Origin of the sequence: Caulobacter sp. Root1455, assembly GCF_001426905.1 — a bacterium.
GTDB lineage: Bacteria > Pseudomonadota > Alphaproteobacteria > Caulobacterales > Caulobacteraceae > Caulobacter.
In genome coordinates this window covers 366,799-392,616 of sequence record NZ_LMFQ01000021.1, presented here as the reverse complement: position 1 = coordinate 392,616, position 25,818 = coordinate 366,799, and the positions used below count along the sequence as shown (strand labels likewise).

19 protein-coding genes and 1 pseudogene are annotated in these 25,818 nt (G+C 69.0%); 5 read left to right on the top strand and 15 right to left on the bottom strand.

From position 1 onward, the window contains the following. Window positions 1-42 precede the first annotated feature (42 nt). Window positions 43-2,040, top strand: a complete 1,998-nt coding sequence (locus ASD21_RS13940; RefSeq protein WP_056442487.1) for a TonB-dependent receptor — start codon at window positions 43-45, stop codon at window positions 2,038-2,040. Between the two features lie 31 nt (window positions 2,041-2,071). Here ASD21_RS13940 and ASD21_RS13935 read toward each other — a convergent pair whose 3' ends face one another. Beyond that, window positions 2,072-3,169, bottom strand: a complete 1,098-nt coding sequence (locus ASD21_RS13935; protein WP_056442108.1) for a L,D-transpeptidase family protein — start codon at window positions 3,167-3,169, stop codon at window positions 2,072-2,074. A gap of 92 nt (window positions 3,170-3,261) precedes the next feature. Between ASD21_RS13935 and ASD21_RS13930 the strand changes: the two genes are divergently transcribed. Next, window positions 3,262-4,404 (top strand): D-alanyl-D-alanine carboxypeptidase family protein, encoded by a 1,143-nt coding sequence (locus ASD21_RS13930; protein WP_056442106.1) that lies wholly within the window; start codon window positions 3,262-3,264, stop codon window positions 4,402-4,404. Window positions 4,405-4,488: 84 nt separating this feature from the next. Then, on the top strand, window positions 4,489-5,160 hold the full coding sequence (locus tag ASD21_RS13925; protein WP_056442098.1) for an arylesterase: 672 nt from the start codon (window positions 4,489-4,491) through the stop codon (window positions 5,158-5,160). Window positions 5,161-5,167: 7 nt separating this feature from the next. On the opposite strand, the gene ASD21_RS13920 is transcribed toward ASD21_RS13925, so the two are convergent. The 14 genes and pseudogenes from ASD21_RS13920 to ASD21_RS13860 form a co-directional block, all read right to left on the bottom strand. Continuing rightward, window positions 5,168-6,277, bottom strand: coding sequence for a YeiH family protein (locus ASD21_RS13920; protein ID WP_056442095.1), 1,110 nt, complete (start codon window positions 6,275-6,277; stop codon window positions 5,168-5,170). A 135-nt stretch (window positions 6,278-6,412) separates the two neighbouring features. After that, window positions 6,413-9,532 (bottom strand): efflux RND transporter permease subunit, encoded by a 3,120-nt coding sequence (locus ASD21_RS13915; RefSeq protein ID WP_056442084.1) that lies wholly within the window; start codon window positions 9,530-9,532, stop codon window positions 6,413-6,415. A gap of 9 nt (window positions 9,533-9,541) precedes the next feature. Next, a complete protein-coding gene (locus ASD21_RS13910; RefSeq protein ID WP_056442081.1) occupies window positions 9,542-10,648 on the bottom strand; it encodes an efflux RND transporter periplasmic adaptor subunit in 1,107 nt (368 codons plus the stop codon). A gap of 145 nt (window positions 10,649-10,793) precedes the next feature. Beyond that, a complete protein-coding gene (locus tag ASD21_RS13905) occupies window positions 10,794-11,231 on the bottom strand; it encodes a hypothetical protein (protein ID WP_056442078.1) in 438 nt (145 codons plus the stop codon). 152 nt (window positions 11,232-11,383) lie between these two features. Then, window positions 11,384-11,740 (bottom strand): hypothetical protein, encoded by a 357-nt coding sequence (locus ASD21_RS13900; RefSeq protein WP_156390629.1) that lies wholly within the window; start codon window positions 11,738-11,740, stop codon window positions 11,384-11,386. A gap of 189 nt (window positions 11,741-11,929) precedes the next feature. Beyond that, a complete protein-coding gene (locus tag ASD21_RS24760) occupies window positions 11,930-12,271 on the bottom strand; it encodes a hypothetical protein (RefSeq protein WP_056442071.1) in 342 nt (113 codons plus the stop codon). Window positions 12,272-12,470: 199 nt separating this feature from the next. Continuing rightward, window positions 12,471-12,629: pseudogene (locus tag ASD21_RS24755) on the bottom strand (helix-turn-helix domain-containing protein); the annotation flags it as partial. 84 nt (window positions 12,630-12,713) lie between these two features. After that, complete coding sequence (gene mgrA / locus ASD21_RS13890; RefSeq protein WP_056442484.1) at window positions 12,714-13,730, bottom strand: L-glyceraldehyde 3-phosphate reductase; 1,017 nt, start codon at window positions 13,728-13,730, stop codon at window positions 12,714-12,716. Window positions 13,731-13,909: 179 nt separating this feature from the next. Next, entirely contained in the window at window positions 13,910-14,911 is a 1,002-nt protein-coding gene (locus ASD21_RS13885) for a glycoside hydrolase family 5 protein (RefSeq protein WP_082554762.1), read from the bottom strand. 95 nt (window positions 14,912-15,006) lie between these two features. Continuing rightward, window positions 15,007-15,735 carry a FadR/GntR family transcriptional regulator gene (locus tag ASD21_RS13880; protein ID WP_056442477.1) on the bottom strand — a complete coding sequence of 243 codons (729 nt, stop codon included), beginning with the start codon at window positions 15,733-15,735 and terminating at the stop codon, window positions 15,007-15,009. Window positions 15,736-15,919: 184 nt separating this feature from the next. Then, on the bottom strand, window positions 15,920-17,488 hold the full coding sequence (locus ASD21_RS13875) for a sodium/sugar symporter (RefSeq protein WP_056442068.1): 1,569 nt from the start codon (window positions 17,486-17,488) through the stop codon (window positions 15,920-15,922). Between the two features lie 45 nt (window positions 17,489-17,533). Next, complete coding sequence (locus tag ASD21_RS13870; protein ID WP_442856975.1) at window positions 17,534-18,154, bottom strand: 2-dehydro-3-deoxy-6-phosphogalactonate aldolase; 621 nt, start codon at window positions 18,152-18,154, stop codon at window positions 17,534-17,536. After that, on the bottom strand, window positions 18,147-19,079 hold the full coding sequence (locus tag ASD21_RS13865) for a 2-dehydro-3-deoxygalactonokinase (protein WP_056442474.1): 933 nt from the start codon (window positions 19,077-19,079) through the stop codon (window positions 18,147-18,149). Before ASD21_RS13865 ends, ASD21_RS13870 begins: the two co-directional genes overlap by 8 nt. Window positions 19,080-19,087: 8 nt before the next feature. Then, window positions 19,088-20,824: an IlvD/Edd family dehydratase gene (locus tag ASD21_RS13860; protein ID WP_056442062.1), complete on the bottom strand. Its 1,737-nt coding sequence runs from the start codon at window positions 20,822-20,824 to the stop codon at window positions 19,088-19,090. A gap of 281 nt (window positions 20,825-21,105) precedes the next feature. On the opposite strand from ASD21_RS13860, the gene ASD21_RS13855 reads away from it, so the two are divergent. Together ASD21_RS13855 and ASD21_RS13850 are read left to right on the top strand one after the other, a co-directional pair. Continuing rightward, the gene (locus ASD21_RS13855) at window positions 21,106-24,108 is read left to right on the top strand and encodes a TonB-dependent receptor (protein ID WP_082554761.1); all 3,003 of its coding nucleotides are present in this window, start codon (window positions 21,106-21,108) and stop codon (window positions 24,106-24,108) included. 81 nt (window positions 24,109-24,189) lie between these two features. Beyond that, window positions 24,190-25,710, top strand: a complete 1,521-nt coding sequence (locus ASD21_RS13850; RefSeq protein ID WP_056442060.1) for a tryptophan halogenase family protein — start codon at window positions 24,190-24,192, stop codon at window positions 25,708-25,710. Window positions 25,711-25,818 lie beyond the last annotated feature (108 nt).

Sequence of the window (25,818 nt, the reverse complement as noted above, 5' to 3'; positions counted from 1 at the left end):
CCGGTCTAGGTGATCGCCAAGCGCTGCCTCCGCGAGGTTCCCATGCCCTTCGACTCGCCGCCCCCCGTCGAACAGGTGATCGTCACCGCCGCCCGTCTGCCGCCCGCCGCCGCCGAGGCGGCCTTCTCGGCGGTCCATCTCAGCGAGCGCGACCTGGCCACGACCCAGCGGGTCGACGAGGCGATCAGCCGGACGCCCGGCGTCTCGCTGTTTCGCCGCACCTCCAGCCTGTCGGCCAATCCGACCACCCAGGGCATCAGCCTGCGGGCCATCGCCCCGTCAGGCGCGGGGCGCACCCTGGTCACCCTGGACGGCGTGCCGCTGAACGACCCGTTCGGCGGCTGGGTGATCTGGTCGCAGCTGGCCCCGGAGTCCCTGAGCGGCGTCGACATCGTGCGTGGGGCGGGGGCGGGCCCTTACGGCGCCGGCGCCCTGACCGGGGTGATCGGCCTGAAGGAGCGCGACGCGGGCATCGCCGGCGACGTTTCGGTCGGCGAGCTGGGCAGCCGGCGCGCCTCGGCGGCGGCGGTCTCGACCCTGGGGCGGTTCGAAGTCTTCGGCGCGGCCTTCTACGACAAGTCCGACGGCTATGTGCCGGTGCGCGGCGACGCTCGGGGCGCGGCCGACGCCAGGACGGGTCTCGAGGCCAAGAGCATCTCCGGCCGGATCGACATGGCCACGGGCCTGGGCCTGCTGTCGCTGCGCGGCGGGTTCTTCGAGGAGGAACGCGGGGCGGGCCTGGTCGGGGCGCGCGCCAACGCCTCGGGCAACGTGCTCAGCGCCACCCTGGTGCGGGCTCCGCGGGGTCAGGCCCTGGGCTGGCGGCTGCAGGCCTGGCGGCGGACCAGCGACCTGTTCAACAGCTCGGTCGCCGTGGCCGCCGACCGCTCGTTCACCACCCCGGCCAACAGTCAGGACAAGACGCCCGCTACCGGCTGGGGCCTGAACGGCGCCCTGCGCCAGAAGATCGGCGGCGTGGAGTGGGAGCTGGGCGCCGACGCCCGCCTGAACGACGGCGAGGAGCGCGAGCGCTACGGCTATTCGGGCGGGACCTACACCCGCGACCGGGTGGCGGGCGGCAAGACCTCGGTGGTCGGGGCCTATGCCGACGGCTCATGGACGACCGGCCCGTGGCTGGTGGCCGGCGGCCTGCGGCTGGACCATTGGGAAACCACCGACGGCTTCCGTGTCGAGCGCAACGCCCTGACCGGGGCCGTGCTGGTGGACCGGCGTCCGGCCGACCGCGACGGCGAGGTGGTCAGCGGCCGCCTGGGCGTGACCCGCGAGATCGCGGGAGACGCGGTGGTCCGCCTGGCCGGCTACACCGGCTTCCGCCCCGCCAGCCTCAACGAGCTCTATCGCCCGTTCCGAGTCGGCAACGACGTCACCGAGGCCAACGCCGCCCTCGAGCCCGAGCGCTTGGAAGGGCTGGAGGCGGGCGTTTCGCGCAAGGGCGCCAAGGGGCTGATCGAGGCTACGGCGTTCTGGAACCGGATCGAGGATCCGATCGTCAACGTCACCCTGGGCGCCGGGCCCGCGACCTTCCCGATCGGCGGCTTCATCCCGGCGGGCGGGGTGCTGCGCCAGCGCCAGAACGCCGGAACCATCGACGCGGTGGGCCTGGAGGGGCGGGCCGACCGCAAGGTCGGGGCCGTGACCCTGAGCTCGGCCCTGTCGGTCACCGACGCGCGCGTGGACGGCGGTTCGACCGCCCCGCAACTGACCGGCAAGCGGCCTGCCCAGGCCCCGATCTGGAGCGCCACGGCGGGTCTGTCGGCCGAGCTGACCGACAGACTGACCCTGGCGACCGACCTGACCTGGGAGGGCAAGCGGTTCGAGGACGACCTCAACAGCCGCGTGCTCGACCCGGCCTACCGCCTGGACGCCCGGCTGAACTGGCGGGTGCGGCCTCTGGTGACCGCCTATGTGGCGGGGGACAACCTGCTGGACGCCAATATCCAGACCTCACGGACGGCCGACGGCGTGGCGGGCTACGCGGCGCCGCGCGTGGTGCGGGTGGGGCTGCGGCTGGCGATTTAGAAACCGTCTCCCGGAGGGGAGAGGGTTTTCGCTACCGCGCCGCCCGGCCCTCGAACACCACCTTCGCGCCCTTGCGCACCGCCGCCCCCAGCTCCGCCGCGTCCCAGTTGGTCAGCCGCACGCAGCCGTGCGAGGCGCGCTTGTTGACCAGTTTGGGATCGGGCGTGCCGTGGATGCCGTAGGTGTCCTTGGTCAGGTCGATCCAGGTGGAGCCCACCGGATTGTTCGGGCCCGGCTGGATGGTCAGCTTGCCCTTGGGCTTGCCGAACGTCAGGCGCGAGGGGTCGTAGGTGTAGGTCGGACGTGGGGCCATCGTATTGACCTCCCACTCGCCGGTGGGCGCGGGGCGCTCGGTGCTGCCGACCGTGGCCGGATAGACCGCCAGCAGGGTGTCGTCATCGCCGAAGGCGCGCAGCGTGCCCTTGGAATTGTCGATCAGGATCCGCGCCACCTTGCCGGGCAGGCCGTCGGCGCCCAGGGCCGCGACGATGATCGTGGTCCCGGCCCTGGAGAAGTCGACGCCGGGATTGAGGGCCCGCAGGAGCGGCTCGTCCATGTGGAACTTCTCGGCCAGGCCCTCGAGCGGCGTGCCGTAGCCGAGCGCCGGCAGCTTGGCCATCGCCTCGTAGTCGTCCTTGGGGATGTCCGGCGTGAACGGACCGGCCACGTCCTCGGCCGTGATGACATAGTCGGTCAGGACCGGCGCGGCGTCGGCGGCCAGGGCGTCCCAGACGGCGGGGCTGAGCTTGCCGTCGACGGTCAGGCGGTGAGCCTCCTGGAAGGCGCTGAGCGCCAGGGTCAGGTTGCCGCCCTCCTGGCCGTCGATCACGCCGGGCGAGAAGTGGGCGCGGTCCAGCAGCACCTGGGCGCGGACCAGATAGGCCTGCTTGGCCTCGGGCGTCACGGCGGCGGGATCGAAGGCGGCGGCGTTGACCGACAGGGCCAGCGGCGAAGGCGCGGCCGGAGCTGGCGCGGGCGCGGCGGGAACCAGCGGCGGGGTCTGCGGCGACGGAGCGGCGGGCTGCGACGCGGCCGGCGGCTGTTGCGGCTTCGGCGCGGGATCGGAACAGGCGGTCGTCGCCACGAGACAGCCAAGCAACAGGGCGGCGGGACGCAGGGTCGAGGGCATGTAACAACTCCGAGGCGGGAACGCGTTGCCCCTCTCAAGCCTTCAGCCATGGCGAAGTTCCACGGCGGTCCTCTGGACCAAGGAGCCACCGGTTGAAGATTCTGCGTCGGCTGATCTGGGTTGTGGGCGGGTTGGCCGTGCTCATCGCGGTGTTCTTCGCTTGGGTGCTGTGGCCCAGCCGGCCCTCGCCGGCCGTGCCGCCGCCCTCGGTCTCGGCCCCGCGCGAGCCGCTGGCCTACGAGCCGCCGACCTACCTGCCGTCCAACGACCCGCCGTCGAGCCCGACCTTCGCGCCGACGGCCGGTGCGACGCCCGAGGATTGCCAAGCCGGCGGGGCCTCGACCAGCGCCGCGCCGGTCAACGCCGCCTCGCTGACCACCCTGACCTGGGCGCCGTTCGGCCGCGACGAGATCGGCTGGGAGATCTACGCCCCGCACGTCGCCCACGAGATCCAGACGGCCTGCGCCCCGGGTTCGAACCGCTTCGCCGCCGCCCTGGCGCGCTGGCAGGGCGGCCATGGCCTGAAGTCGACGGGGACCTTCGATCCGGAGACCTTCAAGGTGATGCTGGTGCGCTGGCATCGCTCGCGGCCGTTCGTGAAGGTCAACGGCGAGGGGATCTGTCCCGGCGCGCCGTCGGCCGCCATGCTGGCCGCCGCCAAGCCCGAGGAGAGCTACGGCGGCAAGACCATCCAGCTGCGCCCCGGCGCTTTGGACGCCTATCGCCGGATGGTCGCCGAGGCCAAGGCGGCGGGCGTGGTGCGCGACCCACGGACCCTGACCCTGTTTTCCGGCTTCCGCGACCCCCTCGCCGACGCCGCCCGCTGCGCGAGCGACAACAACTGCCAGGGCGTGTCGCGCACCATCTGCTCGGCCCACCGCACGGGCCTGGCCGTGGACCTGTTCATCGCCGCCGCCCCGGGCTTCGGGCCGGACTCCAGCGCCGATCCCAACCGTCTGGCGATGGCCCGCTCGGGCGTCTATCGCTGGATGGTCGTCAACGCCGGCCGGTTCGGCTTCGTCAACTACGTGTTCGAGCCCTGGCACTGGGAGTGGACGGGCGAGCCGATGCTGCCGGGCGTGCCGATCAACAGCCTGCCGCAGGCCGGTTCGGGCAATCCTGGCGATCCGCTGCTGACGCCGCCTCCAACCTCGTCGCCGCCGGTCGCCGCGCCGCCGCCGCCAAAGGCCCGCCCGCCGTCGAAAGCCGCGCCGCGTCGCCCCGCGGGATCATGACCCGGGCGACGCGGAGGCCTCGGCCATGAAACTTCCTGATTTCGTGGACATTGTCTGGATGAGGGCCAGCCCACATAGGAAGTCATGAGCTTCGCCGCACCGCGCTTTCCAGACCGTCGCCGGATTCTCGCCGGCTTGCTCCTCGCCACCCAGGCGGCGGCCGGGCCGCGTCCGCCGGCCAGGCCGCCGGTCGTCACCGTGCTGGGCGATTCCATCACCGCGGGACTTGGCGTTCCGGCCCGAGCCGCCATGCCGGCCCAGTTGCAGGCGGCCCTGACCCGGATGGGCGTGGGCGCTCAGGTGCGGGCGGCGGGCGTGCCGGGCGACACCAGCGGCGGCGGGTTGGCGCGGGTCAATTACAGCGTCGCGCGGGACACCACCCTGTGCGTCGTCGCCCTGGGCGGCAACGACCTGCTGCAGGGGATCGAGCCGCGGGTGACCAAGGCCAATCTGCGCGCCATCCTGCAGAGCCTGCGTGACCGGCGGATCGGCGTGGTGCTGGTCGGGGTCGGCGCGCCGACCCTGTTCGGCGCGGCCTATGCGCGCGAGTTCAACGCCGTCTATCCGACCCTGGCCCACGAGTTCGCCGCGCCGCTCTATCCCAACATCCTGGCCGGGGTCGGCGGGTCGCGGCGGCTGATGCAGGGCGACGGCATCCACCCCAACGCGGCGGGGGCACGGGTCATCGGCGAGCGCCTGGCGCCGTTGGTGGCCCAGGCGTTGCGGACGATCCCGGCCCAAACAGCGGCTAGGTAGGCCTTGGCTAGGTGAAGAACGTCACCGCCACCAGCACCACCCCGGCGATCCAGACCGTCTCGAAGACCATCAACGCCACGGGCCGCCAGCCGGCGGTCATCAGGTCCTTGAACGAGGTCTTCATGCCGAGACCCGCGATGGCCGTGACCAGGCACCAGCGCGACACTTCGTTGGCCGCGTCGGTGACGGGCTTGGCCAGCCAGCCCAGGCTGTTGACGATCACCAACACCGCGAAGCCGATCAGGAACAGCGGCACGGTCGGCTTGGCGCCGCCGCCGGCTCCGGGGCCCATGCGCGCCACGACGAAGGCGATGGTGAACACCACCGGCAGCAGCATGGTCACCCGCAGCAGCTTGACATAGGTCGCCACGTCGCCGGTGTGGGGCGAGATCATGTAGCCGGCACCCACCACCTGGGCGACGTCGTGGATCGTGCCGCCCAGGAAGATCCCCGCCCGGGTGTGGTCCAGGTGCAGGGCCGCGGTCAGCAGCGGATAGGTGATCATGGCGATGGTCGACAGGGCCGTGACGGTGACGACGGCCAGGATGGTGTCGCGCTCGGCGTCCTTGCCGCGCGGCAGGACCGAGGCGATGGCCAGGGCGGCCGAGGCGCCGCAGATGCCGACCGCGCCGCCCGACAGCACCCCGAAGCTGGATCGCAGGCCCATGCGCTTGGCCAGCAACGCGCCCAGGCCGATCGTCGAGCCGATGCCGACGATCACCATTATGATCGGCGTCAGGCCCAGGCCCAGGATCTGGCTGGCGGTGATCCGCGCGCCCAGAAGCGCCACGCCGAAGCGAAGGATCGCTTTGGACGAGAACTCGATGCCCGGGACGCAGCGGCCTTCCTCGTGCAGGAAGTGGAAGGTCATCCCGAACAGCAGGGCGAACAGCATGACCGGCGCGCCGTAGTGCTGGGCCAGCCACTGCGAGGCCAGGGCGATGGTCACCGCCACCAGCACGCCGGGATAGAGCTTGATCAGCGCCGCCTGGCCGGGGAAACGGCGCTTGGCGGCTGTCGCGACGGCGGGTTCCGGCCGCGACAGCCCCTCCATGCCCTCGAGCGACTGGAAGAGCGCCCGCGCGGCGGCGGTGTCGGTGTCGAGATCGGAATTCATGAGCGGGCCCTGGGCCGGCGAGTCGCGCCGGTCCTTCGATCGAGACCCGATGCCGAAGACGGGGACAAGCCAAAAATAAACCCCTCGCCGCTGGGGCGAGGGGTTTGACTTGGCTCCGCACCGTCAAGGTCGGGGTTAAAGCTCCCGGCCACCGCCGCTGACGATCGGCTCGGGCGGATGCCCATGGCCATGAACGGCATGGCTGGGCGCGCGCTTCTGGTGCTGGAACAACCGGTCCATGATCTTGCTGGACCAGTTCTTCAGCATGTCCATGAAGATGAACACCACCGGGATGTAGAGCAGGGACAGGAAGGTCGAGGTGATCAGGCCGCCGATCACCGCGATGGCCATCGGGGCCCGGAACTCGACGTCGGCGCCGAAGCCGAACGCCACCGGGGCCATGCCCGCCGCCATGGCGACCGTGGTCATGATGATCGGCCGGGCCCGCTTGTGGGCGGCGTCGAGCAAGGCCTCCCTGCGGGTCATGCCGCCCTTCATGGCCATGATCGCGTACTCGACCAACAGGATCGAGTTCTTGGCCGCGATGCCCAGCAGCATCAGGATGCCGATCAGGGTCGACATCGAGAAGCTGCTCTTGACCAGGACCAGCAGACCGAACGCGCCGCCGATGGCCAGGGGCAGGGCGGCCATGATGGTCACCGGGTGGGCGAAGCTGCGGAACAGCAGCACCAGCACGACGTACATCAGCAGGATGCCGGTGATGAGGGCGGCGGCGAAGCCGGTCAGCATCTCGGCGATGAACTCGGCGTCGCCGGCCGGGGCTTCGCGCACCCCGGGCGGCAGGTTCTTGACCGCCGGCAGGGCGTGCACGGCCTTGGAGGCGTCGCCGACGACCAGGCCGTCCAACTCGGCGGTGATCTCGGCCACCCGCGAGCGGTCCTGGCGCGAGATCTGCGAGGGACCGGCGCCGAAGCGCACGTCGGCCACCGCGTTCAACGGCACCGAGCCGCCGTGGCTGGAGGGCACCTTGAGGGTCTCCAGCACCGACATGTTCTCGCGGGCGTCGTCGGTCAGGCGCAGACGGATCGGCACCTGGCGGTCACCCAGATTGTACTTGGGCAGGGACTGGTCGATGTCGCCGATCGTGGCCACGCGCACCGCCTGCGAGATCGCCCCGGCCGAGACGCCGGCCCGGGCGGCCTGGTCGGGCTTGGGGGTGACGATGATCTCGGGACGGGCGATGGCCGCGGTGTTGACCACGTTGGCCAGGCCCTTGACGCCGCGCATCTGGGCCTCGATGGCGCGCGCCGCGACCTCGAGCTGCGGGCCGTTGTCGCCGATCAGGCGCAGGGTGAAGGCGGAGCCGTCGCTGGGACCGCCGCCGTTGTTGCCGCCGGCGCCGATGCGGGCCCCGGGGATGGCCTTGAACTGGTCGACCATCTGGCGGCTGAAGTCGCGCTGGCTGATCCGCTGGCCTTTCGCCACGAGGTCGGCCGTGACACGGGCCTGGTTGACGCCGTCGCTGCCGACCGAGGCGTAGACCCCGGTCACTTCGGGGCGGGCCTCCAGTTCGCGGGTCATCCGCATGACGATGGCGTCGGTCTCGTCGAGGGTCGCGCCCGGCGGCAGTTCGACGCTGAACGGCGCGCGGCCGCGGTCGGCCGCCGGCTGGAACTCGAACGGCAGGCGGGTGAACAGGAAGCCGGTGCCGATCAGGATCGGCAGGGCCAGAGCGGCCACCTTGAGCTTGTTGCTCAGCGCCCAGTTCAGGGCCTTGAGATAGGGGGCCATCCAGAACGGATCGCTGTCGGGCTTGTGGTGGGCCTTGAGCATGTAGGCGCCCATCAGCGGCGTCAGCATGCGGGCGACCAGCAGCGAGAACAGCACCGAGATGCAGGCCGCCAGGGCGAAGGCCTTGAAGAACTGGCCGACGATGCCGGGCATGAACCCGACGGGCGCGAACACCGCCACGATGGTGAAGGTGGTGGCCACGACGGCCAGGCCGATCTCGTCGGCGGCCTCCATGGCCGCGTCATAGGGCGATTTGCCCCCGCGCATGTGCCTGACGATGTTCTCGATCTCGACGATGGCGTCGTCGACCAGGATGCCGACGGTCAGCGACAACGCCAGCAAGGTCACGCCGTTCAGCGACTGGTTCAGGGGCGCCATGAGCGCGAAGGTCGGCAACAGCGACAGCGGGATCGCCACGGCCGCCAGGAAGGTCGCCCGCCAGTCGCGCAGGAACAGCAGCACCACCAGCACCGCCAGCAGGGCGCCCAGGCCCAGGGCCTCGAGCGAGGCGTAATAGCTCTGCTCGATATACTTCACGTTCGAGGTCAGCTCGACGATCTTCAGTTCGGGGTGGGCCTTGTCGAGCTTCTCGACCTCCTTGCGGATCTTCTCGGCGATCTTGACCTCGCTGGCCCCGCGCGAGCGGACCATGTTGAAGGTCACGACCTCTTCGTTGTTGAAACGCGCACGGTTGCGGGGTTCGGCCCAACGGTCCTCGACGTCGCCCAGATCGCCCAGGCGCACGGTCTCGCCGTTGCCCAGCTGGACGCGGGTCTCGCGCAGTTGGTCGACCGAGCCGGCCGCGCCCAGGGTGCGGATGGCGCGTTCGGAGCCGGAGACGGTGACGCGGCCGCCGGGCAGGTCGGCGTTGGCCGACTGCAGGGCCTGGCTGACCTGGGCGGCGGTGACGCCGCGGGCGGACAGGCGGTCGGGGTCGAGAGCCACCTGGATCTCGCGGCTGACGCCGCCCTGGCGGTTGACCTGGCCGACGCCCTTGATGGCCAGCAGGGCGCGGGCGACGTCGTTGTCGACGAACCAGCTGCGTTGCTCCGGCGTCAGGGTCGGGGCCTGGACCACATAGGTGATCAGGGCGTCGCCCGAGATGTCGATGCGGGTGACGTTCGGGATCTGCATGTCCTGGGGCAGGGAGCTTTGCAGATTGGCCATGGCGTTGCGGACGTCGTTGGTCACCCGCTCGTGGTCGACGCCCAGCTCGAACTCGATGAAGGTCGAGGAATAGCCGTCGCCGACCGTCGAGCTGATGTGGCGCACCTGGCCCAGCCCCGCGATCGAGTCCTCGATCAGCCGGGTGACCTGGGTCTCCAGCTCGGTCGGGGCCGCGCCGGGGCGCGAGGCGCTGACCACCACGAAGGGCAGGTCGACGTCCGGATTGTCGTTGATCCGCATGCTGGTGAAGCCGGAGATGCCGGCGATGGTCAGCAGCACGAACAGCAGGATGACGGGGATCGGGTTCTTGATCGCCCAGCGTGAGATGTTGTTCATCGCCAGCCCCTAGCGTTTCGCCGCGACGGCCACGGCGGGCGGGGCGGTCTTGCCGGAAGAGGCGGCGACGCGGACGCTGTCGCCGTCGCCCAGGAAGCCCGCGCCCTCGACCACGACCCGCTCGCCGGGGTTCAACCCGTTGGCGGCCGTGCGGTCGGCGTTGCGGGCCAGGATGTCGATGCGCCGGAACTGGGCATGGTTGTTGGCGCCGACCACGAACACGCCCGGCTGGTTCTGGCGATAGAGGATGGCCGCGGTCGGGATGGTCGGGGCGGGCTGGGCGCCGGCCGCGATCTGGGCGCGGGCGAACATGCCCGAGCGGAAGCCGCTGCCGGGCGCCAGGCTGATGCGGGCCAGGCCGACCCGGGTCTGGGTGTTGACCTCGGAGGTGACGATGCGGATCGTCCCGGTGGTCTGGCCGACCTGGTCGGAGGTGACCGTGGCCGGCATGCCGGCGCGCAGGGCCAGCAGGTCGGCTTCGGGGATCTCGGCGTCCAGTTCCAGGCGGCCGTCGCGGACGATGCGGAACAGTTCCACGCCGGGCGAGATGATCTGGCCCTTGGTGACGCTGCGGCGGCTGATCAGGCCGGAGACCGGCGCGCGGACGACGGCCTGGCCCAGGCGGGCGAGGGTCTCGTTGCGCGAGGCGTCGGCGGCTTCCAGCTGGGCCGCGGCGGTCTGCTGGCGGGCGGTGGCGGTGTCGAGCGAGGCGGTCGACAGATAGCCCTTGGCCTGCAGCTCGCGCGAGCGGCCCAGGGCGGCCTGGGCCTCGGCCAGGGTGGCCCTGGCGCTGGCCACCGCGGCCTCCTGCTGGTGCAGCTGGGCGCGGAGCATGGTGTCGTTCATGGCCACCAGGACCTGGCCCTGGCGGACGGTCTGGCCTTCCTCGGCGTTGACCGACACGGCCGTCAGGCCGCCGGTCTCGGCGCCGACGGGCACCTCTTCCCAGGGCGTGACGGTGCCCGAGGCGTTGATGACCCGCGGCAGCGACTGGACGGACACCACCGACACGCCGACGGTCTGGCTGGCGGCCTGCGACGGCTTGGACGTCTTGGCCTTGGCCTTGTCGCCGCCGTGGTCGCAGGCGGACAGGCCCAAAGCGCTGATGCAGAGCATCACGGGCAACGCAGTCGAACGCAGGCCGCGTTTATTGATCCGTTGATGCACGACCACCTCAGCTCCGATTATTTGAACAGCCAACGCCTTCTAGCCGAGAAACGCCGTTCACCGGATTAAATGATCGTAAGGAGGCGCAACGAGGTCAGGTGAACCTGTCCGGACCGGGCCTCTCCCGTCGTCCGGCGTTCCAGGCGCCGATCAAAAGGGCGCCCATCACCAGGTAGCTCAGCAGGCTGCCGGCCACGTAGTAGGCGCGGGGGATGATCTGCTTGTCGATCGCCGCCGCCAGGTGAACCAGGGCGCTGACGCCCTGAAACGACGCCGCGGCCATGGTCCACCAGCGATCCGTCGTGAGGGCCAGGTAGAGCAGGACAAGCAGCAGCAGGACATCGACCACCAGCACGCCGCTCTGGGCGCCGAGCGTCTGCTGGTCGTCCTGCACCAGGGGGCTGGCGAACCAGGCCGCGGCCATCGCCGCCGCGGCGATCCGCTCGACCCAGCGCCCGCGCCAGACGGCGAGGCCGCAACAGGTCACGAGCACGGCGAGGCTGAACAGCTGGTCGAGAGTCTGGACGTACATCTGCGAGGTTTCTGGGGCAGGGCCGCCGGCGGCGCGCCGACCCTTCAGCGTAAACCCATCCCTGGCGCAAGCCGATACGGCAAGTCGCGGGCCCGATCACATGTGGGGGCGCATGATCGGGCCCGCGGCGCGAGGCCTGAGGAGGGGAGGGTTCAGGCGACTTCGCGCGTGGTCGGCACGGCCCGTAGGCTGCCGATCAGGCTGGGGGGCGGCTTCTTGCCGCCGCCGCCGAAGGAAACGGCCGAGAGGCCGATGTCGTGCTGGGCCTTGCTGAGGCCCTGATGGGTTTCGAGGATGTTCTGCCGGGCCACGCCCAGGGCGCGCATCGTCTCGATCGCGCTGATCAGGGCGTCCTGACCGACCATCACCGACAGGTTCGCGGCTTCTCGCGAGGCCGGCATCAGGGTGGTCAGGGCGGCGGTGCTGGCGATGGCCGCGTCGATGGCCTTCTCGGCGGCGAACAGGGCTTCGGCCACGGCCTCGGCGGCGCTGCGGCGTTCCTTGAGCATGACGGTTCTCCTCGCGCCGCCCATCCGTGGAGGCGCGACGCGTGATGGGGGTGAAGCTGTGGAGAGCGCTCGGGCGGCGACGGGCCTAGAAGAGGCCCCGAAGGGCGTGCAGGCCGGCGAGCAAGGATCCGAACGCGAAGGCGGTCGCGAGCATCATGGCGGCGATCAGAGCCAGCCGTTGGCCGACGGTCAGGTCATTGGGGCCTCCCCAACTTCCGAACGGCCGGGCGGCAGGAAGCTCTCGTCCATCAAGGCGCCCGCCACGCAGAGGATCTCGCGCAGCACCATTTCCGGCGGCTTGAAGTTCGCTTGCTTGCGCGTCGCGTTGACCAGGTCCGAAGCCATCATGGCGCTCTGGGCGGTCGCCGCCAGGCTGGCGAGCTGACGTTCCAGCTCCGTCCAGGTGAAGGCTGGGGCCAGGTCGTCCTGCGAGTTGAGGGTCGGCCAGGTCTTCTGAAAGTTCAAGGCGTCGCGGCGCAGGCTGATGGCCTGATCGATCGCGTCCTTCTGAGAGTCCGTAAGTGGCGGCACCGGCTGTTCCTTCCTCGATATCGCGGCCCTCGACCTGTTGGTCGGCGAACCGCGAGACCTCGACGGGGTCAAAAGACCTGGAGGAAGGATGAGCAGGGGAAGGCGGAGGGGCTAGTCCCGCCGCGTCGGACCCTGACGCGATCGGAGGGGGCGCGATCGGAGGGGGGGTCTGGTTGCGGGGCGAGACCAGGCGGGCGGCCTCGTAGCGATCGGCGACGCCCAGCCGCCGCCGCGCCTTGTCCAGGTGCCAATCGACGGTGTGCTTGGACAGGCCGAGACGGCGCGCGATCTCCTTCGAGCTCAGGTGCTCGTCCACGAGACGCAGGCAATCGCGCTCACGCGGCGTCAATCGGTCCATGCCGCTCACTGTCTGGTCCAAGCCGTCGGCCCCCGGGTCCATTCGGCTGATTGTATTCCGAAGGCGCTCCACCGCAAGATGCGGTCAGCTCTTGGGCAAATCCGAGGCGGCCAGGTTGGAGGAGATCTTCCAAAGGTCGATCGCGCCGTCGGTCGCGTGGCGGTCGATCTGCCTCAATTCCTCGTCCGTGAAGCCCAGGGTGTTCAGCGCCGCCAGCGAATCCTCGAGCTGGGCCACGGTCCGCGCGCCGATCAGGGCCGAGGTGACGCGCGGATCGCGCAGCACCCAGGCCAGGGCCATCTGGGCCAGGCTCTGGCCGCGGGCCTTGGCCAGGGCGTCCAGGGCCTGGATGCGGGCGATGTTGTCGGCGCTGAGCATGTGCCCGCCCAGCGACCCCTCGCGGGCGGCGCGGGAGTCCTGGGGCACGCCGCCCAGGTACTTGTTGGTCAGCATGCCCTGGGCCAGCGGCGAGAAGGCGATGCAGCCGACGCCCAGGTCCTCCAGGGTGTCGAGCAGGTTGTCCTCGATCCAGCGGTTCAGCATCGAATAGGACGGCTGGTGGATCAGCAGCGGCACGCCTTCCGACTTCAGGATGGCGGCGGCCTGGCGGGTCAGCTCGGGCGAGTAGGACGAGATGCCCACGTACAGCGCCTTGCCCTGCCGGTGCAGGTGGGCCAGGGCGCCCATGGTCTCCTCCAGCGGCGTGGTCGGGTCGACGCGGTGCGAATAGAAGATGTCGACATAGTCCAGGCCCATGCGCTTGAGGCTCTGGTCGCAGCTGGCGATCAGATACTTGCGCGAGCCGCCGATCCCGCCGTACGGGCCCGGCCACATGTCCCAGCCCGCCTTGGTGGAAATGACGAGCTCGTCGCGATGGGCGGCGAAATCGGCGGCCATGACCTTGCCGAAGTTCTCCTCGGCCGAGCCGTAGGGCGGGCCGTAGTTGTTGGCCAGGTCGAAGTGGGTGACGCCCAGGTCGAAGGCCCGGCGCAGGATGGCGCGGCCGGTCTCGAACACGTCCGCGCCGCCGAAGTTCTGCCACAGCCCCAGCGAGATCGCCGGCAGGTCCAGCCCGCTGCGGCCGGTGCGGCGATAAGGCATGGCGTCATAGCGGGTGTCGGCGGCGACGTAGGGCTTCTGCACGGCGAGGTTCCTGTGTGGGGAGAGCACGGGGCGCGGATGGAATGGCGCGAAACGCTCTCTTTGTCATCCCGGACGAACGTCCCATGGACGCGCTTGGCCCGACCCGAGGGCCGGGAGGCGGACGAGAGAAGAGCGGCCTACTTCGGAACCAGCGCCTCGTGGATCGGCTCGACCCACGCATCCTTGTTGATGTCGTAGACGATGAAGTCGCTGTCGAACTGCCAGTAGGCCCAGGCCCAGCCGCGGGCCTCGGCCTCGCGGGCGGCGGCGTCGGTATAGGCGGCGCGCGAGGCCATGTCGCCCTTGTCGTAGGCCCCGAACTCGCCCAGCAGCATGGGCCGGTCGTGGGCCTTGGCCCAGGCCTGGACGCCGTCGAAGTCGGCCTTCATCCGCTGGCGCTCGGCCTGCGTGCCCCAGGTCACGCCCAGCTTGGGCGTGTCGGGATTCCACGGCGCGCCCTGGTGGGTGAACGCCATGGGCAGGTAGTAGTGGACGGTGGCGATCAGGTGGCGGTCGCCTTCCGGCAGGTTCAGCTGCTTCAGGTGATCGATGTTGTTCCAGAAGGCCGGGCCGATGATGACGTTGCGGGTCGGGTTGGTCGCGCGGACCACCGGCAGCAGCTCGGCGACCCAGGCGTTCCAAAGTTCGTCGGTCAGGGCCTTGTTCGGCTCGTTCAGCAGCTCGAACACCACGCCGTCCGGCGCGTCCTTGTAGCGTTCGCCGATCTGTTTCCAGAAGGCGGTCAGCTTGGGCTTGCAGGTCGCGGGATCATTGCCGCAGTCGCCGAAATTGTGTTCGTCGAGAATGACGGTGAGCTTCTGGGCGAGCGCGGCCTCGACGACCTGATCCAGCGTCTTCAGCCAGGCCGGGTCCAGCTGGTTGTCGGCGTCCATGTGCGAGAAGGCGTGCAGGTTGACCCGCACCGCGTCGAAGCCGCCGTCCTTGATGGTCTTGAAGTGGCGCATCTGGAAGCGGGCCTTGGCCGGATCCCTCCACAGCGGGTCGTAGCCGAGGACGTTGACGCCGCGGGTCATGGCCTTGACCTGGTCCCCCGGAGCGATCTCGCGGGCGGCGAGCGGCGTCGCCGACAGGGCCGACAGCAGGGCGCAGGCGGTCAGGATCTTGAAAGCTGGACGCATGGTGTTTCCTCGAGGGCTTCTGCGAGCCGCCTTGCCGCCTTTAGGCGTGACAACGCTGTCAACTTACCCGGAACGCGCGCCGTTGCAACGCCCGATCAGGCGTCGCGGCGGGCGCTGGCGGATTCAGTGTCGGGCGAGGCGGCGCGGATCAGATCCAGCACGTCGACCAGGATGATCTGCATCGCCTTCTGCGCGGCCTCGGCGTCGCGGGCGAAGATCGCGTCGGCCACATCCTCGTGCGAGGGGATCGAGGCGGTGCGGCCCTTGATGCGGTTGGTGAAGCGGATCGAGATCCGCAGGGCGGTGTTCACCAGCTCGTGCAGGTCGCGATAGAACGGGTTCTTGGTGGCGTTGAGGATCGCCACGTGGAAGGCGATGTCGGCCGACAGCGGATCGTCCTCGCCGCCGGCGGCGGCCTTCATGCGGTTGAGCGCCTTGCGGATCCCTTCAAGCCCGACCTCGTCGGCGTTGCGGGCGGCCAGGGCGGCGGCGGCGGGCTCGATGCCCAGACGCATCTCGGTGAACTCGGCCAGCAGGCGCAGGCTGAACTTGCGCTCCAGCATCCAGCGCAGGACGTCGGGATCCAGCAGGTTCCATTCGTTCTCGGGCTCGACCACGGTGCCGTGGCGGGGGCGGGCGCTGAGCAGGCCCTTGGCCGTCAGCATCTTGACCGCCTCGCGCGTCACCGTGCGGCTGGCGCCGAACTGCTTGGACAGCTCGCCTTCGGTGGGAAAGCCGACCTGGGCGTATTCACCCGTGACAATGGCCTGGCCCAAGGACTCGACGAGTCCATAGGTCAGACTGAGGCCCGGCTGCGTACGGATCACCAAGTGCTCGTTCCCCTGAATGCTCTCGAAAACGGTCGTCTTCAAAAAAGGTCAGACCTTGTAGCGTGCTTCGTTCACGCCCGGAACAATCATGTCAAAGATGAAGGCCCCGTCACGGCGGTCGTGACGGGGCTTGCGGTTCAGACTTGGGCGGTCATCCAGGAAAACGCCGCCCGCCTCATCACCACCAGGTGGCGTAAAGAACGATCAGGATCACGATCACGCCCAGGCCGGCGATGTTGAACCCAGCGGTGGTCTTGTAGCTGACGCCTTCCAGCGACACGACGTTGACCGCTTTCTTCTGCGGCGCGACCAGCGACACCAGAACGGCGGCGGCCAGGGTCAGAAGGAACACCAGACCCACGCGGTTCATGAACGGGATCACGAACACGCCCATCTTGTCGGCCACGAAGAAGGCGCCCGACAGGGCCGCGCCGCCGATCGCGGCCACCAGGGCCGAGGCGGTGGTGGCGCGCTTCCAGAACAGGCCCAGCATGAAGATCACCACGATCCCGGGGGTGAAGAAGCCGGTGAAGTCCTGGATGAACTGGAAGGCCTGCTCGGCCTTGCCCAGCAGCGGCTTGGCCATGACGATGCCGACGATCACGGCGGCGACGGCGGTGATCCGGCCCACGGTGACCAGGTGGCGCTCGCTCGAGCCGGTCTTGATCTTGGCGTAGACGTCCAGGGTGAAGATGGTGGCGATCGAGTTGATCTTGGCGGCCAGCGACGCGACGATCGCGGCCACCAGGGCGGCGAACACCAGGCCCAGCACGCCGGGCGGCAGCAGCTTCATCATCTCCGGATAGGCCTGGTCGGGCTTGGTCAGGCCGGGAACCAGCACCAGGGCGGCGATGCCCGGCAGCACGACGATCACCGGCATCAGCAGCTTCAGATAGGCGGCCAGGGCGATGCCCTTCTGGGCCTCGGCGATGTCCTTGGCGCCGAGGGCGCGCTGGATGATGTACTGGTTGAAGCCCCAGTACGAGACGTTCATCACCCACAGGCCGCCGAACAGCACGGACAGGCCCGGCAGGTCCTTGTAGTGCGGATTGTCCCTGCTGAGGATCATGTCGAACTTCTCGGGGAACTGGCTCGTCAGATGCTGGAAGCCCGCGACGACCCCGCCGCCCGCGCCGATCTTGTCCAGCGACAGGTAGACGATGATCAGGCCGCCCGTGATCAGCAGGGCCACCTGGACGATGTCGGTCAGGGCCACGGCCTTCAGACCGCCCCACAGCTGATAGGCCAGGGCGAACACGCCGATGATCACCAGGGCGGTCATCTGGTCGACGCCGGTCACGGTGTGGATGGCGATCGAGCCCAGCCACAGGATCGAGGTCAGGTTCACGAAGACGTAGAGGATCAGCCAGAACACCGCCATCACGTTGCGGACGCTGGGTCCGTACCGCTGCTCCAGGAACTGCGGCATGGTCGAGATGTTGTTCTTCAGGAAGATCGGCAGGAAGAACTTGCCGACGATCAGCAGGGTCAGGGCCGCCATCCATTCGTAGGAGGCGATGGCCAGGCCCAGGGCGTAGCCCGAGCCGCTCATGCCGATGATCTGTTCGGCCGAGATGTTGGCGGCGATCAGCGAGGCGCCGATGGCCCACCAGGGCAGGGCCTTGCCGGCCAGGAAGTAGTCGGTGGAGTCCTTCTTGTGGCCGCCCTTGTCGCGGGAAACCCATTGGGCCAATCCGAAGATGGCGACGGCGTAGATCGCCAGGATGACGAAATCGATGGTTCTCACTGGGGTCCCCCCTTAGGGCCGTATTCTTGTTGCGACGCGGACTGGTTACTGGGTGGTCTGGTCGACCCAGGCCGCCACCAGAGTCTTGGCCCGCTGGCTGACCTCTTCGGCCGTGTAGCCCGGGCGATAGAGCTCGCCGCCGACGCCGATGCCGGACACGCCGGCCTCGATCCAAGGCTTCAGATTGGCCGCGCCGACACCGCCGACGGCATAGACGCTGACGTCCTTGGGCAGCACGTCGCGCATCGCCTTGATGTGGCCCGGCCCGAAGGTGCCGGCCGGGAACAGCTTCAGCGCGCGGGCCCCGGCCTTGACGGCGGCGAAAGCCTCGCTGGGCGTGGCGAAGCCGGGCATCACGGTCAGGCCCAGGCCGACGGCGTGGCTGATGACGGCGGCGTCGGTGTTGGGGGTGACGATCAGTTTGCCGCCGACGCCGGCCACCTGGTCCACGACCTCCGGCGACAGCACCGTGCCGGCCCCGCATAGGGCCTGGTCGCCGAACGCGGCGCACAGCTTGCCGATGCTGACCAGCGGGTCGGGCGAGTTCATCGGCACTTCGATGGCCCGGACTCCGGCCTCGACCAGGGCCGCGGCGATGTCGATGATTTCTTCGGGCGTGACGCCTCGGAGGATGGCGACGATCGGCGGGGTCTGAAGCTTAGGCAAGGACATGAACTCCACTGTTCTGAGCTGGCGACAACGTTGTCAATCCAGCCAGGACGGCGGAATCGCCGTCGACGGCCACGCTGGACCCGCCATGGGCGGCGATGGCCTGGGCATAGAGGGCGCTCAAGGCCGGGGCGCCGATCAGCGACACCTGGCCCAGATCCCCAAACCAGCTTGAGGTGGTTGCGGTATCACTGGCGATCAGCAGGCCGGACAGGAAGCCCATGGCCTCGTCCTTGGGCAGGCCGTCCAGAAGTTGTCGGCTGCGGGTCTCGAAAATCAGGTGCGGCAGGCGCGCGGGCCCCTGTTCGACGATCCGGACGACGCCGCGGGCGAATCCCTCGGGCGACTCGGGGCCGTCTCCGGGGGCGGCCTTGGCCAGGATCGAGTGCTCGCGCAGCAGGGCGTAGAGCTCGCCGACCGGGGCGGTCAGGAAGCTGGTGATCGTCCCGTCCTCGACCACCACCCACTTGGTGTGGGTGCCGGGCAGGGCCAGCAGGCGGCGGCCGCGCTTGAGCGTGGGGTCGAGCTCGAGAGCGCCCAGGATCTGGGTCTCCTCGCCGCGCATCACGTCCGGTCCGCCCAGGGCGTTGCGGCACGACAGGCCCGGCACGATGGCCACCGGCAGGCCGTCGGCGTCGATGTGCAGCAGGCGTTCGCGGATGTCGGCGGCGTTGGCGGGGCAGGGAGCGTAGGCCGCCTCTTGCCAGCCGTTGCGCGAGCCGACCATGCCGCACAGCAGGGCCAGCGACGGCCCGGCCTCGCGCCAGTCGCCGACCAGGTCGAGGAAGGTGTCACGCGGCGACTGGGTCAGCGCCCCGATGCCCGGCCCGTCGCGGCGGTCGAGCACGCTCTTGCCCTGGCGCAGATAGAGCCGCAGGCGCGAGGTGCCCCAGTCGCCGAAGATCGTGACCGAGCTGTCCATGGGATTCATCAGTGGGACTCGCGGGTGACGACCGAACCGCTGGCGCCAACCAGGAAGTCCAGGTCCGCGCCCTTGTCGGCGCCCAGCACGTGGTCGATGTAGAGCTTGGCGTAGCCGCGCGTCGCCTTGGGCGCCGGCGGGTTCTGGCGCCAGGCGGCCAGGCGCGACGCCAGTTCTTCATCGGAGATCAGCAGGTTCAGCGATCGGGTCGGGCCGTCCAGCGCGATCTCGTCGCCGTCGCGGACCACGGCCAGCGGACCGCCGGCGTCGGACTCGGGCGAGACGTGCAGGATGACGGTGCCGAAGGCGGTGCCGCTCATGCGGGCGTCGCTGATGCGGACCATGTCCTTGACGCCCTTTTCCAGCAGCTTGGTCGGCAGGGGCATGTTGCCCACTTCCGGCATGCCCGGATAGCCCTTGGGGCCGCAGCCCTTGAGCACCAGGATCGAGCCGGCGTCGACGTCCAGGTCCGGATCGTCGATGCGGGCCTTGAAGTCCTCGATGGTCTCGAAGACCACGGCCTTGCCCTTGTGACTGAGCAGTTCGGGGCTGGCGGCGCTGGGCTTCATCACCGCGCCGCCCGGGGCCAGGTTGCCGCGCAGCACCCAGATGCCGCTGTCGGGCTTCACGGGCGCCTCGACGCCGCGGATGACCTCGGCGTTGAACACCTCGGCCTTCTCGTACTGCTCGCCGATCCGAACGCCCGAGACGGTCGGGGCCTCGGGGTTCAGAAACGCGGCCATCTGCTTCATCACCGCCGGCAGGCCGCCGGCATAGTGCAGGTCTTCCATCAGGAAGCGGCCCGAGGGCTGCAGGTCGACCAGCAGCGGCACGTCGCGCGACAGGTTGTCGAAGTCTTCGAGGCTCAGCTCGACGCCCAGGCGGCCGGCCAGGGCCAGCAGGTGGACGACGGCGTTGGTCGAACCGCCGATCGCGGCGTGGACGCGCAGGGCGTTCTCGAAGGCGGCGCGGGTGGCCACCCGCGACATGGTCAGGCCGTCATGCACCATGCGCACGATGGTGCGGCCGGTGTGGTGGGCCATGGCCGCGCGGCGGGCGTCGACGGCGGGGATCGAGGCGTTGTAGGGCAGGCTCAAGCCCATGGCCTCGACGATCGCGGCCATGGTCGAGGCGGTGCCCATGGTCATGCAGGTGCCGGGCGAGCGGCTCATGCCGCTCTCGGCCGACATGAATTCCGGCAGGGTCATCTCGCCGGCTCGCACGGCCTCGGAGAACTTCCACACGTCGGTGCCCGAGCCGATGTCCTTGCCGCGGAACTTGCCGTTCAGCATCGGGCCGGACGAGACGACGATGGTCGGCAGATCGACGCTGGCCGCGCCCATCACCTGGCCCGGGGTGGTCTTGTCGCAGCCGCCCAGCAGCACGACGCCGTCGATCGGATTGCCGCGGATCGATTCCTCGACCTCCATGGCCAGCAGGTTTCTGAACAGCATGGCGGTCGGCCGCATCTGGGTCTCGCCCAGCGACATGGCCGGGAACTCCAGGGGCAGGCCGCCGGCTTCCCAGACGCCGCGCTTCACATGCTCGGCGATGTCGCGCAGGCCCGCGTTGCAGGGGGTGATCTCCGACCACGTGTTGCAGATGCCGATCACCGGCCGGCCGTCGAACACGTCGTCGGGCAGGCCCTGACTCTTCATCCAGCTGCGATGGATAAACCCGTCGCGATCCAGCTTTCCGTAGCTGTGAGCGCTGCGGAACCTGCCGCCCCCGTTTCCCTGACCCATGTTCTTCCTTGACGCCACGGACCGCGGATACTCGCGTCCATGCCAGGCATTTATAGTATAATAATGATGGTTGCAAACGCCGCGGATTCACGGGGATTTCCGCCACCGTGGCGCCAAAGCCGCGCCCCAGGAAGCAAAATGATAGCGCTATCAATTTCGGCTTGTAAGTATCACTTATATGACTAAAGGTCAGATTCAGATCGTGCGACCGCCATAGCGGCGCACGTCACCGGCGCCCTGAGAGCGCTGGGACGGATCTCATCTGGGGGAAGGAAACCGGAATGCCGCTTCGCAATTCTCGCAACGCCATGCTCATGGGCGCGTCGGCGCTTGTTCTCTGCGCCGCTCTGCCCGCCGCCGCCTTCGCACAGGCGGCGCCGGCTCAGACCGCGGACACGGTCGAAGAAGTCGTCGTCACCGGCCAGCGCGCCGCGATCAAGTCCGCTCAAGAGATCAAGAAGAACGCCACCGAAATCGTCGACGGCATCAGCGCCGACGACATCGGCAAGCTGCCGGACCGCTCGGTCACCGAAGCGCTGCAGCGCATCGTCGGCGTCACCATCGACCACACCATGTCGCGCGGCGACCCCGAGCACTTCTCGGTCGAAGGCAGCGGCGTCAACATCCGGGGCCTGAGCTATGTCCGCTCCGAGCTCAACGGCCGCGACAGCTTCGGCGCCAACGGCGGCCGCGCGCTGTCGTTCGAGGACGTCCCGCCCGAACTGATGGCCGGCGTCGACATCTACAAGAACCCCTCGGCCGAGCAGATCGAAGGCGCCATCGGCGGCCTCGTGAACCTGCGCACCCAGATGCCGTTCGATCACAAGGGCCTGAAGGTCGGCGCGGCCGTTTCCGGCACCTATGGCGACCTCGCCAAGGGCGACTGGACGCCCTCGTACTCAGCGCTGATCAGCAATCGCTGGGACACGCCCGTCGGCGAGTTCGGCGCCCTGATCGACGTGGCCTATTCGGAAAGCCACACCCGCACCGACGGCATCCAGCAGGAAGCCTATTTCCCGCACGCTCCGAACGGCACGGTCTATAATCAGGGCACCACCACCACCACCGACGACACCACCGAGACCGGCAACGGCTGGAACACCACCGGCAAGACCGTCTGGGTGCCCAACGGCCTGCAATGGCGGACCCTGGATTTCAACCGCAAGCGCACCGGGGTCTTCGGCGCCCTGCAATGGCGTCCGAGCGACAAGTTCGAGACCTCGCTGACCTACTTCCAGTCCAAGTATGAAATGGAGTGGGGCGAGTACGCGATCTTCTCGCAGGTGTTCAATCCGGGCGACGTGGTCGTGACCAACGGCCAGTTCGACGACAAGGGCCTGTTCAAGAAGGGCACGCTGAGCGCGCCGGGCGGCATGTCGTTCAACGACGACGTCCGCGCCGCCGACCGCAACTCGCGGACCAGCGACGTGTCCTGGCACGCCCAGTGGACTCCGGACGACAAGCTGACGATCAAGACCGACGTGCAATATGTGCGCGCCACGACTCGCGGCTTCGACTCCACGGTCGCCACCGGCCTGCTGATCCCCAGCGAGGACGTCGATCTGTCCGGCGACGTTCCGAAGCTGTCCGTCGACAAGCAGTACATGGCCAACCCCGCCAACTACTTCTGGGGCTTCACCATGGACCACGCCGACGAGAGCGTGGGTCACGAGTGGGCCTGGCGCGGCGACGTCGAATACAAGTTCGACGCCGGTCCGCTGCGCAACATCCGCTTCGGCGCCCGCTACACCGACCGCGACGCCTCCACGATCCAGTCGAACCCGTCCTACAACTGGCAGGGGATCAGCCAGACCTGGATGCTGGGCTGGTACATGCCGGACCTGGCCTATCTGACGGACTATCCGGCTCCGACCACGGTCTACCAGTTCCCGAACTTCTTCAACGGCAAGGCCAACCTGCCAGCCGCCGTGGTGTTCCCGGCGCTGTCCCTGGCCCAGGGCTATCCCGACAGCTACAAGCTGCTGCACAGCTTCCGGGCTGACAACAGCTTCAGCGACAAGGGCTATGTCTGGCCGGCTCCCGCCTACGGCGGGCTGGGTTCGGAGAACCTGCAGGACGAGAACACCTGGGCCGGTTACGCCCAGGCGGCCTTTGGCTGGGATGACCTGAAGTTCCCGGTCGACGGCACCCTCGGCGTGCGCGTGGTCAAGACCAAGAACATCGCGACCGGCGCCTTCGTCGGCGCCACGACGCCCACGCTCGATCCGTCCATCCCGGCGGGCTTGATCCCGAGGTTCCAGGGCTCGACGCAGGAAGGCACGTTCCACAACGAATACACCGACGTGCTGCCCAGCCTCAACGTGCGGATCAAGCTGACCGACACGCTGCAGGCCCGCTTCGCGGCGGCCAAGGCCCTGGCCCGTCCGGACTTCACCCAGCTGCAGGCCTACACCACGATCAGCCAGTCGATCAGCGGCACGGGGACGGCGGCGGTCAGCAGCCTGACCGGCACCGCCAGCGGCAACCCTTATCTGGAGCCGACCCGCTCGAACCAGTTCGACGCGACCCTGGAATGGTATTTCGCGCCGACCGGCTCGCTGACCATGGCCGTGTTCCACAAGGACCTCAGCGACGTTGTGATCAACCAGGTCTACAACGTGCCCTACGCCTCGACGAACGGTCAGATCTACCAGTTCTCGACCACCGCGCCGGTCAACGGCGCGGACGGCAAGGCGTCGGGCGTGGAGCTCGCCTACAACCAGTTCTACGACTTCCTGCCGGGCTGGCTGTCGGGCTTCGGCCTCCAGGCCAACTTCACCTACGTGGACAGCGAGCAGACGGTCCATCCGGCCCCGAGCAACATCACCTCGGGCCAGGCCTCGACCCTGCTGCTGAACCAGTACGGCATCGACACCAACGGCGCGGGCTTCACGAACCTGCCGCTCGCGAACCTGTCGAAGTACAGCTACAACGTCGCCCTGATGTACGAGAAGGGTCCGATCTCGGCTCGCCTCGCCTACAACTGGCGTTCGAAGTACCTGCAGGCCGTCAACGTCAACGGCGGCCAGGGCACCAACGGCTTCGACAGCAAGACCGGTCAGTACAACCAGACCTGGGGCCTGCCGATGTGGGCCGACGACTACGGCCAGCTGGACGGATCGCTGTTCTACAAGGTCAACGACAAGGTCCAGCTGGGCGTCGAAGCCCAGAACCTGTCGGACAGCAAGTACAAGCAGCTGCTCCAACAGAACACCGGCTATAACGGCCGGGCCTGGTTCGTCAGCGGCCGTCGCTACACCGCCACCCTGCGCCTCAACTTCTAAGCCCAGGTTGGACTAGGATCGGGCCCGCGCTTCGATGAAGCGCGGGCCTTTTCCTTTCGCAGGTTCCAGGTGGAGAGCGGCGTGACCGACAATCGCATCCGCAAGATCGTCGTGGTTGGCGGCGGCACGGCCGGCTGGATGGCGGCGGCGGCCCTGTCGCGCTTCATCGAGGGCGCCCCCGTGGCGATCGAGGTGGTGGAGTCGGCCGAGATCGGCACCGTGGGGGTGGGGGAGGCGACGATCCCGCCGATCCGCCTGTTCAACGCCACTCTGGGCCTGGACGAGATCGACTTCATCAAGAAGACCCAGGCGACCTTCAAGCTGGGCATCGAGTTCAACGGCTGGGGAAAGCCCGGCTCGCGCTATTTCCACGGCTTCGGCGACTTCGGCCCGCCGATCGACGGCGTGCCGCCGCACCACCACTGGCTGCGCATGCGGGCGGCGGGCGAGACCGCTGGCCTGCAGGAGCATTCGCTGGTCACGATGATGGCCGACCTCGGCCGGTTCCGCCCGCCGACGCCCGACCCACGCTCGGTCTATTCGACCTACTCCTACGCCTTCCAGTTCGACGCCACGCTCTACGGCCGCTACCTGCGCGGTTTCGCCGAGGCCAACGGCGTCAGGCGCACCGAGGGCAAGATCGTCGACGTGGCCCTGCGCGCCGACGACGGCTTCGTCGAGGCGGTGGTGCTGGAGAGCGGCGCGCGGGTGGAAGCCGATCTGTTCGTCGACTGCTCGGGCTTTCGGGGCCTGCTGATCGAAGGGGCGCTGAAGACCGGCTACGAGGACTGGAGCCGTTGGCTGCCGGTCGACCGGGCTCTGGCCGTGCCCAGCCAGAACGTGGGCCCGCCGACGCCCTTCACCAGCGCCACGGCCCGCTCCGCCGGCTGGCAGTGGCGCATCCCGCTGCAGCACCGGACCGGCAACGGCTATGTCTATTGCAGCCAGTACATCGACGACGACGCGGCGGCGCAGACCCTGCTGGCCAATCTGGACGGCGCGGCCCTGGACGTCCCCCGGCCCCTGCGCTTCGTCACCGGCCGGCGGCGCAAGTTCTGGAACCGCAATGTCGTGGCCCTGGGCCTGGCCGGCGGCTTCATGGAGCCGCTGGAGAGCACCAGCATCCACCTGATCCAGAACGGCATCGGCCACCTGATCGAGTTCTTCCCCGACCGGGCCTGCGATCCGAAGCTGGCGGACGCCTTCAACGCCAAGAGCGGCGAGGAGTACGAGCGGATCCGCGACTTCCTGATCGCCCACTACTGCACCAACCAGCGGGTGGGCGAGCCCTTCTGGGACGCGGTCCGGACCATGAGCCTGCCCGACAGTCTCAAGGCGACGCTGGAGACCTTCCGCGCGACCGGATCGATGGGTTTGAACACCTACGAGGCCTTCTTCGAGCCCAGCTGGCTGTCGGTGCTGCTGGGCCAGCAGGTCTGGCCGAAGGACTATGACCGGCGGGCGGACGCCCTCCCGCTGGCCGAGCTGTCGCACGGGTTGAAGCTGCGACGGGGCGCGGTGCGGCAGGCCGCCGAGGCCTCGCCCGGCCACGCCGATTTCATCGCCCGCTACTGCCGCGCGGACCCGCCTCCGGACGCCTGACGCCGCGGCTCGAAACCGTGGCGAAAGGCTTCCCAAGCCTTGCCAAGGAATTATCATACTTATACGAGTGATAGCGCTAACAAAGTCGCCGCGATGGGATGCTTCCCG

What these genes read in the sequence shown, in the direction of transcription:
- ASD21_RS13940 (WP_056442487.1), top strand. Translation starts at nt 43, where the DNA reads ATGCCCTTCGACTCGCCGCCCCCCGTCGAACAGGTGATCGTCACCGCC.
- ASD21_RS13935 (WP_056442108.1), bottom strand. Translation starts at nt 3,169, where the DNA reads ATGCCCTCGACCCTGCGTCCCGCCGCCCTGTTGCTTGGCTGTCTCGTG.
- ASD21_RS13925 (WP_056442098.1), top strand. Translation starts at nt 4,489, where the DNA reads ATGAGCTTCGCCGCACCGCGCTTTCCAGACCGTCGCCGGATTCTCGCC.
- ASD21_RS13920 (WP_056442095.1), bottom strand. Translation starts at nt 6,277, where the DNA reads ATGAATTCCGATCTCGACACCGACACCGCCGCCGCGCGGGCGCTCTTC.
- ASD21_RS13915 (WP_056442084.1), bottom strand. Translation starts at nt 9,532, where the DNA reads ATGAACAACATCTCACGCTGGGCGATCAAGAACCCGATCCCCGTCATC.
- ASD21_RS13910 (WP_056442081.1), bottom strand. Translation starts at nt 10,648, where the DNA reads ATGCTCTGCATCAGCGCTTTGGGCCTGTCCGCCTGCGACCACGGCGGC.
- ASD21_RS13905 (WP_056442078.1), bottom strand. Translation starts at nt 11,231, where the DNA reads ATGTACGTCCAGACTCTCGACCAGCTGTTCAGCCTCGCCGTGCTCGTG.
- ASD21_RS13900 (WP_156390629.1), bottom strand. Translation starts at nt 11,740, where the DNA reads ATGCTCAAGGAACGCCGCAGCGCCGCCGAGGCCGTGGCCGAAGCCCTG.
- mgrA (WP_056442484.1), bottom strand. Translation starts at nt 13,730, where the DNA reads ATGCCTTATCGCCGCACCGGCCGCAGCGGGCTGGACCTGCCGGCGATC.
- ASD21_RS13885 (WP_082554762.1), bottom strand. Translation starts at nt 14,911, where the DNA reads ATGCGTCCAGCTTTCAAGATCCTGACCGCCTGCGCCCTGCTGTCGGCC.
- ASD21_RS13865 (WP_056442474.1), bottom strand. Translation starts at nt 19,079, where the DNA reads ATGGACAGCTCGGTCACGATCTTCGGCGACTGGGGCACCTCGCGCCTG.
- ASD21_RS13860 (WP_056442062.1), bottom strand. Translation starts at nt 20,824, where the DNA reads ATGGGTCAGGGAAACGGGGGCGGCAGGTTCCGCAGCGCTCACAGCTAC.
- ASD21_RS13855 (WP_082554761.1), top strand. Translation starts at nt 21,106, where the DNA reads ATGCCGCTTCGCAATTCTCGCAACGCCATGCTCATGGGCGCGTCGGCG.